General features: G+C 31.8%; 14 protein-coding genes. 13 read left to right on the top strand and 1 reads right to left on the bottom strand.

Going from position 1 to position 12,334, the window contains the following annotated elements:
• Positions 1 to 15: 15 nt before the first annotated feature.
• The 8 genes from ML436_09825 (at position 16) to ML436_09790 (ending at position 6,550) form a co-directional block, all read left to right on the top strand.
• Positions 16 to 318, top strand: a complete 303-nt coding sequence (locus ML436_09825) for a transposase (protein ID UMT77446.1) — start codon at positions 16 to 18, stop codon at positions 316 to 318.
• 42 nt (positions 319 to 360) lie between these two features.
• A complete protein-coding gene (locus ML436_09820) occupies positions 361 to 696 on the top strand; it encodes a YdcP family protein (GenBank protein UMT77445.1) in 336 nt (111 codons plus the stop codon).
• Positions 697 to 699: 3 nt separating this feature from the next.
• Complete coding sequence (locus tag ML436_09815) at positions 700 to 1,002, top strand: hypothetical protein (protein UMT77444.1); 303 nt, start codon at positions 700 to 702, stop codon at positions 1,000 to 1,002.
• 179 nt (positions 1,003 to 1,181) lie between these two features.
• Complete coding sequence (locus ML436_09810; GenBank protein UMT77443.1) at positions 1,182 to 2,282, top strand: replication initiation factor domain-containing protein; 1,101 nt, start codon at positions 1,182 to 1,184, stop codon at positions 2,280 to 2,282.
• Between the two features lie 16 nt (positions 2,283 to 2,298).
• A complete protein-coding gene (locus ML436_09805; GenBank protein UMT79512.1) occupies positions 2,299 to 3,360 on the top strand; it encodes a conjugal transfer protein in 1,062 nt (353 codons plus the stop codon).
• Between the two features lie 4 nt (positions 3,361 to 3,364).
• Positions 3,365 to 3,625: a TcpD family membrane protein gene (locus ML436_09800; GenBank protein ID UMT77442.1), complete on the top strand. Its 261-nt coding sequence runs from the start codon at positions 3,365 to 3,367 to the stop codon at positions 3,623 to 3,625.
• A 5-nt stretch (positions 3,626 to 3,630) separates the two neighbouring features.
• Entirely contained in the window at positions 3,631 to 4,020 is a 390-nt protein-coding gene (locus tag ML436_09795) for a conjugal transfer protein (GenBank protein ID UMT77441.1), read from the top strand.
• Positions 4,021 to 4,054: 34 nt separating this feature from the next.
• The gene (locus ML436_09790) at positions 4,055 to 6,550 is read left to right on the top strand and encodes an ATP-binding protein (protein ID UMT77440.1); all 2,496 of its coding nucleotides are present in this window, start codon (positions 4,055 to 4,057) and stop codon (positions 6,548 to 6,550) included.
• Between the two features lie 172 nt (positions 6,551 to 6,722).
• Here the strand turns inward: ML436_09790 and ML436_09785 are convergent, their stop codons facing one another.
• Positions 6,723 to 7,199, bottom strand: coding sequence for a hypothetical protein (locus ML436_09785; protein UMT77439.1), 477 nt, complete (start codon positions 7,197 to 7,199; stop codon positions 6,723 to 6,725).
• 238 nt (positions 7,200 to 7,437) lie between these two features.
• Here ML436_09785 and ML436_09780 point away from each other — a divergent pair, with 238 nt between their 5' ends.
• The 5 genes from ML436_09780 (at position 7,438) to ML436_09760 (ending at position 12,331) form a co-directional block, all read left to right on the top strand.
• Positions 7,438 to 7,704, top strand: a complete 267-nt coding sequence (locus ML436_09780) for a hypothetical protein (GenBank protein UMT77438.1) — start codon at positions 7,438 to 7,440, stop codon at positions 7,702 to 7,704.
• 62 nt (positions 7,705 to 7,766) lie between these two features.
• Positions 7,767 to 9,125: a cell division protein FtsK gene (locus tag ML436_09775; protein ID UMT77437.1), complete on the top strand. Its 1,359-nt coding sequence runs from the start codon at positions 7,767 to 7,769 to the stop codon at positions 9,123 to 9,125.
• Between the two features lie 7 nt (positions 9,126 to 9,132).
• A complete protein-coding gene (locus tag ML436_09770) occupies positions 9,133 to 9,375 on the top strand; it encodes a hypothetical protein (protein UMT77436.1) in 243 nt (80 codons plus the stop codon).
• A gap of 15 nt (positions 9,376 to 9,390) precedes the next feature.
• Positions 9,391 to 11,304, top strand: coding sequence for a hypothetical protein (locus ML436_09765; protein ID UMT77435.1), 1,914 nt, complete (start codon positions 9,391 to 9,393; stop codon positions 11,302 to 11,304).
• Positions 11,294 to 12,331 carry a CHAP domain-containing protein gene (locus ML436_09760; GenBank protein ID UMT77434.1) on the top strand — a complete coding sequence of 346 codons (1,038 nt, stop codon included), beginning with the start codon at positions 11,294 to 11,296 and terminating at the stop codon, positions 12,329 to 12,331. The genes ML436_09765 and ML436_09760 overlap by 11 nt, the downstream gene beginning before the upstream one ends.
• Positions 12,332 to 12,334: the final 3 nt, after the last annotated feature.

Raw genomic sequence — 12,334 nt, 5'->3', positions numbered from 1 at the left:
GCCGAGGTGACTTTTATGATAGAACCAGTCATTGATATTGAAGCAACTATGGGGAAAGAGTTTCGTTATTTGTCCCATGTTGAAAAAATATCGCGGTTTGATGAAGCTTATTATCTGTATACGATTATATGTGTTGATATTGGTGAACAAGTTAAAGTTAGACTGTCAAATGAAAAATACTTTGATTCTTTAGAACGTGTTGATTTTGATAATTTAACAATCAAACCTAGAGTATATCAAGATATGAATACAGGTTATTGTAATTTATATACAAGCTTTTCAGCTGATGATATTTATAGTTTAGAAACAAAAGCATAAAGCGTATAAATAAAAATTATAAAAAGAAATGAGGAATTTATTATGGCATGGAGTCCGAAATTTGATTTAAAAGAAACGTTTGGAGATTTATATTTCATGGGTGTTGATGAGAAATACAAATATGAAGATGGAGAAAAAACCGATCAAAAATTATATGCATACAAATTAGCGTCAACTGGACAAGGTGAACAAGTAACAGTAAAAGTACCTAAAGAAGTAAAACTTGATATTATGTCAGTTTGTGAACTTGTAGGTGTAGAAGCAAAACAATATGTACAATCTTCAGGTGATTTCCATTCAATTCAACCGAGTATTAAGGCAGAAGATATTAGACAAATTGCGACAATTCAACATAAAAAAGGTGCACAACAAGGTTAGTGTATGGAATTTTATACAGCTGACAACTTAGCGCCTTATGCACGTACTTTAAAATTATCTGAAGGCATGTTGTCATATATTGCATCTAGAATTAATACAGGTGAAGCATTATCATTAATGCTTATCGCAAAGGAAATACAAGAAAAATTTAATGGTGACTATGTTAAAAGTCGTTTACCATCAGGCAGACCGAGGATATACACTGACGTCTGCTTATTGTGTTTTAGTTTGAAAGAAGCAGGACACGGGCGATTACTACAAATTGATTTGAAGGATTGTATCTATATTGGTGATGTAGATAGTTAAATATATCATTTGTATTGTTTAACTTAAGGCGAGCTGGACTTTTAGCGCCTGCAGGCGCAGAAATGCAAGCCGGGACGGCGTTAAGCATTTGGGCGGAGCCTGCGACAAAGGCGCGTTAAGAAAGGGAAGCGACAGCCTTAAGTTATCAAATCGCTTGCGATTTGATAGGAGGTTTTTTCATGGAAAATCAAGCTTCTACCCCCCTTACTAATAGGGGGGTAGCGAAGCCAGAAAAATGTGGCTTGGAGGCAGTTGTTGACTGGGTTCAAGTGACTTTTCAGGTGCCCTCTATTTTCACCATTATGGAGGATGTTTTGAAACTGCCTCGGGCAGTGTTTAAACATCGTAATAGTGGCTTGTACTTTTACAATCGTGGTTATACGTTTGGTAATATTCAAATCTTTTATTCGGATAAAGATGAGGGTATGGGCTTTCATCTACAGTTAACTGGTTCTGGTTGTCGAGAATTTGAACATTATTTAATCAACCGCAATGAAACGTGGCAAGACTTTTTTAAGCGCTGTGCGGCTAAAAAGGCGCGTTTTACAAGAATTGATATTGCGATTGATGATACAAAAACATATTTAAAAATACCACGATTAATTAAAAAGGCTGAGCATGGTGAATGTATTTCAAAATTTAGAACAGCGAGTTCAATTGCTGGTTTTAAATTGTCCAACGGACAGTCTAAAGGTTCAACTTTTTATATCGGCTCTAAAAAAAGTGATATGTACTGTCGCTTTTATGAAAAGAACTATGAAATGGCGTATAAATTAAAAACACCTGTTGAAGATTTTGGATTATGGAATCGTTATGAAATACAAATGCGACGAAGTAATGCGGAAAATTGCGCAAATATTTTAACAGAAACATCAAGCATATCAGATATTGTTAAAGGTGTTTTAAATAATAGTATGCGTTTTGTAACTGAGCCGAAAGATGTATCAGATAGTCGAAAATCAAGGTGGCCAGTATATCAAGAATGGTCACGTTTTATTAAAGGTGCTGATAAAATTAGTTTAAGTATAAAACCGAGTTTAAAGTCAATTGAGGATAATATTGATTGGTTATGTAAACAAGTAGCTACCACGTTAGATACGGTTTTAACAGCTGAAGCAATGGCACAATCCGAAGGATTACTTGGGGATACAGATTTTCTGAATAAAATATTGGCGCATTCATCATTTAATGATGAACACACCGATAGAATTAATCATTATTTAGAAAATCTAAAGCGTAAAAAGAAAGGAGATGATTCCTATCAAAGCTTTTCTAAGTAATATACGTAAAGCTTTTTTGAGTATCATCAACAAGTTGATATTATCAAGATTTTCAAAAAAAGGCAAGCGTTTTGATGTTCCTGAAGAAGAACGTAAATCATTACCGAAGTATCGCAATCACAGAAAAAAGATTGTGATTGTTTTTTATATGATTTTAGTGTTGTTAACCATTTTGTTGATTGCCTCTTTCATTAGAGCTTCTAAAGCGAACAACGAAAGTAAAGAAGCAGTTAATAAAACGCAAGAAATTCAAAAGAAATATGAAGATAACGCTGAAACAGTTCAGTATAATCCTAATTTAAAGTTATATGCTGATAAGTATATTGATGCATATATGACTATTCCTAAAGATGGTAAGGCAAAAGAAGAGCGACAAAAAGCGTTAGCGGATTTTTATCCCTCTGATTATAAGACACCTACAGAAAATACTGAAAATGTTGAGCGTAAGCTGAATGAAAAAGAATTTTTTAATATTAAACGTAAAGATAAACAAACAATCATTCAGTATATTGTAAGTTACGATTTAAAAATTACAGAGAAAAAGGAGGTTAAAGTTAAAAAGGAAAAGGATAAAAAGGACAAAGATAAAAAGGATGAATATGAAACAAAGACAGAAGAAAAAGAACGAACAGAAACTAAGAAAGCATTATTAAACATTCCGATTAAAAGTGAAAATAATAAGTACGTGGTGATTGAATATCCTCATTTTTCTACGATTCCAAGTAATCAACTGAAAAAAGCAACACTTGTTAAAGATAGTTTGGAGAATGAAAAGCGTGAAGATAATCCGAAACTAAAAGCATTTGTTGAAGAGTTTTTTGATAAATATTGTAAAAGTAAATCGGATGATATGGCTTATTTAATGGATAACCCCGAAGGGTTAGAAGATACACGTGAAGTGTCTAAAATCAGTGATTTACGTATTTATCCTAAGGGTGACGATTATGTTGTTAAAGCAGAGGTTTTAATGAAAGATAAAGGGTCACCACTTGAAAACTTAGAACATTACACCTTAGATATTACAAAAAAAGATGGTAAGTATTATGTTAAAAAATTAACAACAACAATTGGAGGTTAAAGTGATGGAACATTTATTTAATTTAATGCTGGTACTAGGTGATGCACCTTCTATTAATCCACTTGGTCAATGGGTTAATAAAGAAGTTGGTACCGCAATTGGTATTATTGTATTGGTGATTGGTTGTGTTAAGTGGGCAACGGGTAAATATGGGCATATGCTTGCATTGTTTGTGATTGGTGGTTTGATGTTCTTGATTTCCAAAGGTCCTGAAACAGTGTTTAATTCAGTATCAGGGCTTTGGAAGTTGATTTTTGGGAGCTGATCGATATGGATAAAAAAGCTTACAATTTGAAACGAACATTTGAACAGCCGATTGTGATGTATGAATTTACAGGAAGTTACCGGTGGTCAAAAGGTATTCGTTTAGACTGGGTCGGTACGTTGTTTGTGATTGAATTGATTTTAATATTATTATATCTTAAGGCTGGATTTAATACATTAACAGGTTTAATACCAGGTTTGACGATTATTTATTTTACAGTACTCCCCTATTATATGACGAAGCAATTAGTAAAATTAAAACAAGATGGTAAGAAACTGATATTCTTTCTTTGGGATTTTATGATGTATGTGTTTAACATTCAAATGCGCAATGTACATTATGCATATGATGAAGAAGTGAAATATCATGACAAGAAAATAATAAAATTGAAATAGTCCCTAACGGGGCTATTTTTAATGGAGGGATGACATGGAATTAAAAGCCCCCTATGCAGGGATTAAGAATAATTTGTTATTAACGAAAAGCGGTGAAGTTTGGGCGTATTATCGTATTCGTTCTGAATCTATTTCAACAGCGAATTACGATAAAAAAGAAGCTTCAAAAAAACGTATGAAATATTTTCTTGAATCGATTAAAGGTTATCAGGATTTTCATTTTGAAATGTATGAGCATGATTTAGATTTACGTAATAAATTTAAAGAAATTAGTCAAGACTTTGATGATTCAGCGTTTGATGTGGCTAATTATTATGCCCAAGAAACGATTGATGTGTTAGAACAAGAATTACAAATGATTACACGTAACTCGTTTGTCATGGGTGTGAAACTTCGAGAATTAAGTGATGATGCGATTTCGATTAAAGAAATCCTTAAGAGTACATTATCAGATACAGCGGAACGAATGATTTCGAATTTTGGTTTTAATGTTTCATTAGATGAAAAAATTTTAAGCCGTTATGAAGTGTTTGAACGAGAACTTGCGGACAGTTTTTTGAGTATTGAGGGTGAACGTTTAACTGAAAATGAACTTGCTTATATCGTGCGTAAGCCATTTATTTCAAATGCGACGCATGATGTACAAGAAGAGTCATCAAGACGTGCCGTTACTGATGTATGTAATGTGGTCATTGACCCTACAAATATGCGTGTATTGAAAGTGACAAATGAAAATGAAACATTTTATACAACAACAATTGTTGTTGATGATTTTCCACTTGATATGGAATTTACGCATATATATGAAAAAGCACAAAATATGCCCTTTCCTGTGGAATGTCACGTGAAAGCAAAAATCATTGAAAATGATAAAGTGAAAAAGAAATTTGATCGTGCAAAAATTAATCATAAAGCACAAGCAAGAGAAAAACAATCAGCTGGTGATAATGCATCTGAAGATATACAAGATAATTTATTTGTATTAGAACAAATGGAAAAAGAAGTGACAGGTTCAGGTGTATTTATGGAATGGTCTTGTTCATTTGTGATTAAGAGTGATGATTTAAAAGATTGTAAGCGTAAAGCGAAACGTTTAATTAAACGTTTGAAAGAAACAAATATTTATGCGGTTAATCCATTAGCTGACCAATTACAACTTTATTATCAAATTTTACATGGAAATCCATTGTTTATTAATAAATATTGGGTGCAACGCACGACAGCAACTGGGATTGCAGAAAATTTATTTGGCGTGTCGCAAAGTTTAGGTACAAAAACTGGTTTTTATATCGGACGTATTGATAAGTTTATACGTTCTGTTTCACGTGAGGAAGCTGTTGCAAGTTCAAGAGATATTATTTTATTTAGTTTATTATTAGCAGCCAAAGGTATATCAGGAGCAGTCAGTGATAGCCCACACGTATTAATCACAGGTCAAACAGGTAAAGGTAAATCATTTTTAGCTAAGTTACTTTGGATATATACATCATTCTTTAAAGGTCAAATGATTTATTGGGACCCGAAAAGTGAATTTGCAGACTGGTTTAATAAAATTACAGAAAGTGAAGATATGCAACGTAAATATCCCCTATTCGTTAATCATTTAAAAACATTTAAGTATGTGACATTGGATTATAAAAAACCTAGTAATTACGGTTGTTTAGACCCTATTGTTTTCCTTGATGGTATTGAAGCAAACGAAATGTTGAAGTCAGTGTTTGATGAAATTAAATCCTTTGAAAATGAACATCGTGTTGAAACAGCAATTTATAGGGCTATTACTGAAACAGTTGAGGAACGTGAAAAAGGTCAACAAGTTGGGTCATTAGATGTAATTAAAAAGCTTCAAAATGATGAAGATGAACATGTAAGTCAAGCTGGTGATTTACTTTTTGAAAAAACACAAAATAATATATTAAAACTTGTGTTTAGTGATGGTAGTAATCCAGCTTTGAATATTCAAGAAAAAGCAACGATATTACAAGTTCAAGGTTTAGATATGCCGAAAGCTGGTGATGACCCATCAGGTTATTCAACAGGTGAAAAAAATGGGATTACTTTAATGCTTTTAATTGGTAAATTCTTACAGAAATTTGGTTCACGTAGACAGATACAAACCACACTCTTTATTGATGAAGGTTGGGCATTTAGTGCGTCACGTCAAGGTAAAAAAGTAGCTAAAGGTATTAAACGTATGGGTCGATCAGAAAATAATTCGCTTGTCTTTATTACCCAATCTGTTAAAGATAAAGCCGACGAAGACGGCGGTAACTTTGGTTGTCATTTTGCGTTTGATGAAAAGGATGAACGAGAGGATATTTTAAAATCGCTTGGTTTAGAATATTCAAAAGAAAGTCCTGAGAATATGGAAATGTTGAAAGACTTGAAGAAAGGTCAATGCATTTTCAGTGATTTCTACGGACGTGTGGGCAAAATGGTCGTACATTGTCCTTTCGAAGAAATGACGGAAGCATTTAGAACACAAGAAGATTCAGCAAGTTCAAAAGCAGAAGAAAAATTTGCGATGTAAAAAATTAAAGAGATACACTTTATTGAAGTGTATCTTTTAAACGAGGTGTTATAAATGATTGAAATATTTAAATCATTATTATTTATATTAGTTGCATTGGTAATTTTTTATTGGGTTATTCCCTATGGTATGTATTTAACGTTAAAATGTAAAAACATGGAAAAGGAATCAATTATGCGTCATGATATTTATTTGAATAATCGTGACTGTTTAAATGAAGATAAGTAAAGAATAAGAATCCTGAAATACAAATAACGCAAGTGTCAGTGGCCATTTTATCATTAGTCATTTTTGCGATTAAAAAAATATTAAATTGTTGTGTTAGTAAACTGATTAACCATCCAAGTATTTCACCTATTCGAGATGGAATTATTATCTTGAAGACACAAAGCAGTATAGATAAATAAAGTAAACAAGCACAAACACCAATTAGATAAAAATAGAACAGATATAAATTATAAATCATATCAGAATTAATATTACTAAAAATTTTAGAGATATAGTTATTTGTAATTGCATTTAACATATCTTTGATGCCAACTAGTATTTTAGGTTGAAATATATAAGTGATAAATATAGCTATATTAATGTACGTTAATATAAATAAAGGTGTACCAATATTTAACCAACTTAATTTAAATTTGTTCATAAGGAGGTCATCCTTTCAAATGTTTGTTTTGAATTGTATTGTTTCGTTAATTATCTTGTTTTTATCGATTAAACGGATTAAGTATTTACTAAATAAAGAAGAAAATCGCCATAAAGTTGAAATTAATAAAATAAAAACAAATATATTTAAAACCATAAAATAATTTAAAACGATTATACAATAAGATATAATACTTGTTAAGTACTTGACACATATTGTAAAAGGAGTGATTTAAATATTGGAAACTTTAAGTAATTTAACAATGAATCTTATTTTTGTAGGTTTTATTGTTCTTAGTTTATGTATAGTATGTGTTTTTGTTTTAAATTATTTTTATAAAAATGATTATATTGAGTATTATCAATGGAAATCTTGGAGGAAAAAACTTCTTATTATGATGTTTTTATTTATTGTATCAATAATTTTTTTATTTATTGCACATCGATTTTTTGAGAAAAGTGTTACTGATTACAATAAAAACATGGAAGAACAATTGGAAAATTAATACTTTGTTTTAAGCATGCACATTATTTGTGTATGCTTTTTATTTTTAAAGGAGTGAATATAATGGCAATGAATGAAATTGCTTTATTTAAAGGTGTGCGTATTCAACCGTATTTTAAACATATTGATTTTATTTTTGCGGGTGTGTTCGCATTTATCTTTTTAGCCTATCGAACATTAACGTTATGGCAAGGTTATATTGGTCAACAAAAAGCTTTAAATGTGGTTGAAGTGTATCAATACTTTAAACCACATTTTTTATATCTTGTGATTGGTACCTTGGTTATTTTTATTATCGCAAAATTATTTGCGCAACTTGTTTTAAGATTTCGTGAAAAAGATTTGGCTGAAATGATTGAAACACAAGGCTTTCATAATCGCACAGTGATTAAGAAAACAATAGAGTATTTAGATATTGATTATAAGAAAACAGAATATGATTATTATCCAACATTGTTTTATAAACGTAGACGTAAAACATTTGTGATACATGTCAAAAAAGATGGTTCACGTTTTCAAGACGACTATTTAGAATTAGAATCAATCATTGAACCGATGTTTAATTGTGAGCTTGTTGAGAAGCGTCATATTGGACGTTATTTGAGATATGAGTTTATGCCTCTTAAATATAAAAAACGTATCGTTATGGAAGGTACAGAAGCACCAGAGACAACTTATTATGATACGAAGATTTATATTACACATCAAATCCTTTGGGATTTTGTGAAAGCACCACATGCTTTAATTACTGGTGTGACCGGTGGCGGTAAAACGTACTTTTTATTCTATATGATTAGAGAATTATTTAAGCGTGATGCAGAAGTACGGTTATTAGACCCGAAAGTATCTGATTTATCATTTATGAAAAATGTGATCGGTGCTGAAAAAGTGGCAGATACGAAAGGTCAAATTTTTAAACAATTGAGAGAAGCCAATGAAGAAATGGAACATCGCTTTAGAATGATGAGTGAAAGCGAACATTATCAATTAGGCAGTAATTTTAGAAACTTTGATTTACCACCCTATTTTGTGATTTTTGATGAAGTGACAGCGTTCACGTCTACTTTAGATAAAAAAGAACTTCAAGAAATGAATGATTATTTAATTAACATCATTATGAAAGGTCGTCAAGCTGGTGTATTTATGTTTTTAACAGCACAGCGACCTGATGCAGATGTGATTAAAGGTAACGTGCGTGACCAATTGGGCTTACGTGTGTCGATGGGTAATTTGTCAGTTGACGGTTATCGTATGACCTTTGGTCAAACAGATAAAGACTTTCAACCGATTCATGAATCAGATATTGGACGTGGTTATATTTCAATACTTGGACAATATAATGAACCGATTTTATTTGATGCGCCTCTCATGGAACAATATGACTTTGTGGCGGATGTCAAACAAATATTAAATAAGGAGTGAGCATGTAATGAAAATTGATTTTAATGAAAATGGAGATTTTTATTTTTTACGAAAAGACGATGTGAGACGAGATTTTGATTGTTATGCCTATCGATTAGCTTCGGCTGATTTAGGTTCAGAAATTATTGTTTTATCAAAACAAAATTTAACATTTAAACCTTTAGAGAAAGTAACTTTATTTGACTTAGAAGCTGAGATGGGTAGTTGTGCGTTTGTTTTTAGAGGTTCTGTTCAAGTTTTAACAAATTAAATAAGGAGTGATTAAATGAAGCGTAAAAGTTTATATCTTTTATGCTTTTTAATTTTGCCCTTGTTTTTAATAACAGGGGCAACGGCTGATGCCGTCGCTAATCCAGTAGGAAAACCAACGAATGCGGTAGATGCGAAGATTGAAAAGTATAAAGTAGATGATAAAGCTGATGGTGATATAGATTTAGAACGTTATCGTGTATGGTTTCAAAAAGATGAAGATTGGAATCCATTTGGTAAAGATGAGGTCGCAGAAACAGTTAATAATGTAACCAATTTCTTTTTTGAAATTGACAAGTTGATTGTAAGTATTACTGATTATGCGATAGAGAATTTATATCAGCTTGATGTATTAAACGATTTTGCGGATAAAGTCGGTCAATTTGTCGGTGATATTTATCAAAAATTGTTAAGTAATATTGTGATGACGTTGTTTATTGTGATTTGTTTAAATGCGTTTATTGTTTTTTCAGTTAAAGGTAATATGCATGAAGCATTAAAACGTGGTTTTTTAATCTTTTGTTTAATTGGTTTTGGTGTGGGAGTCCTTGCGAATGCCAGCTTTGTGATTAAAGGTACAAATAATGTTGGTAAAGGTTTAAATAATGTCATTATGAATAGTACAAGTTCTATTAATGGTGATATTGATTATGTAAATGAAAATTCAGGCATTAACAAGATACGTAATCAATATTTTGATATGGCGTTATATAAGCCTTATCTGATTATGAATTATGGTACTGTAAATGAAGATGAAATCAAGAAAAAAGGTAAAAACAGAATTGATAATATTTTAGATATAAAAGTTAATTCAAAAGATGAACAAGAAAAAATAGAAAGTAAAGTTAAAGATGAAGTAGATAAATATAATAATACAGCTATGAAACAAACACATGTATTTGGGCAATTAGGTATTGCGATGTTTACATTAATTATTACGATTGCTTTATCTATTATATTTCTTTCGATTAGTTTTGCGAAAGTCATCTTTTCAGCTTTTGCGCTCATTTTATTCTTATTTTTAGCGTTTAGTTGGCTTATTAGCTTTATCCCTGGTTTTGAAATATCAGTATTTAAAGCATTAGCACGTACATTAGGGTATATTATTTTAAGTGCCTGTATGACATTTTTATTTGTGGTGATTGGTTTTTCAATTGATATTGCGAATGCATTTGTGAAACCAGAAAGCCAACAAGCTTATTTTTTAAATGTGATATTCTTAATGATTATTTTGTTTGTACTGTATAAAAAACGTAGTGAAATCATTGATTTTGTGACACGTGGCAATTTAAGTTTATCGCCTCAAAAATTAGGTGCTGATGTAATGCGCAAAGGACAAGATGAATTTAATAAACGTCGTCAAAAACGAGCAGAAGATAAAAAGAATAAACGTGATGGTCAACGTGATAATCCAGAACCACCGATGATAAATAACAATGATAATAATCTAAAGCGAAATCAACAACCAGATACGCCTATTTCAATCAATAATTCGAAAGAAATTAAACGACGTAATCAACAAGAAGAGATGCATGGCGCTCCTAATGTAGGTTTAGTTAGTTATTCGAAACCATCTTATTCAAAACCGTCAGGTTATACGAAATCAAAACGAATCGCACAAGATGATGGTATGCATCGTGATGTAAAACATAAAAAAGAAATTAAACGTAACCCGCAAACAGAATCATTTAGCCCTACTTATTCGTCTCAACCGCCAAAAGAAGTATCAAGACGTAGTCAATCGTTTAATAAAGACGTTCAATCTTCTTATGATAAAGATATTGAAAAACGCCGTATACAAACTGGAGAAGATAAACCATATCAACCACGTTCACATACAAATGAGGCGACATTTAAACGAAATTCACAAACAAAACATGTTTATGATCGATTGAAAAATCAAAAGGATATTAATAAACATGGTAAATAAAAAGACTGTTGTAAAAGAAGTGATGAAACAAACGCCGATTGGCATTAAATTTAGATTATTAAAAATTGGTCTGATATTGTTTTGTGTTTTGTTTTTCTTGTTTCCTGTGATATTGATGTTTGTATTTAGTCCAGAGGAAGACAAACAAACAGATGGTGACATGTCGTGTGTGGGTGGTGATGTTAAAGATAAAGGTATTGCGGTATTTGAACAAAATGCGAAAGGTGGCGCATTAGAAGGTAAAGGAAAAGTGATTGTAAAAATTGCGAAAAAGCATAAAATACCAGAGAATTTATTTATGGCAATTATTGCGAGTGAATCCGGTTGGGGTAAAGGAGAAAATGCGACGCGTCAAAAGAATCCATTGTCTGTGATGGGTACAAAGTCGATTCATGATTCTACGTATCCAACAATTGAAGCTGGACTTGAGGCAGGCGCAAAGAATTTATATGATGTTTATATTAAAGAAGGATTAACGACACCAGAGAAAATTGGGCCAAAATATGCGCCTGTAGGTGCTTCAAATGACCCGAATAATATGAATAAGCAATGGATACCAACGGTAAAATCAATGATGAAAAAATTAAGTGATGGTGATGGCGCTGTATGTAAGTCTACTGGTGGTAAAGATATTAAGTTTAGTGGTAAATTGCCAAAATGGAGTAATTCAGATGCAGGTAAAGGTAATTTATATACAGCGGGTCAATGTACATGGTATGCCTATGGTATTCGTCAAAAAATGGGAAAACCGATATCGACGTATTGGTTCCATGCGCAATTTTGGAATGATAGAGCGAAAGAGGAAGGTTATAAAGTGAATAGTAAACCCGCTGTAGGTGCGTTAATGATTGCCGAGCCTGGTGCTGGTGGTGCACCGCCAGTAACAGGACATGTAGCTGTTGTGATTGATGTGAAAGATGATAAAACATTTACTGTGACAGAAATGAATATTAAAGGACCTTATATCGTATCGCAAAGAGAAATGAAAGTAGAATCTGGCATTAGTTTTATTCATGATAAGGAGTAGATA

The organism is Staphylococcus roterodami, assembly GCA_022493055.1.
In the GTDB taxonomy this organism is placed as follows: Bacteria; Bacillota; Bacilli; order Staphylococcales; family Staphylococcaceae; genus Staphylococcus; species Staphylococcus singaporensis.
This window is presented reverse-complemented; position numbering and strand designations above follow the sequence as displayed.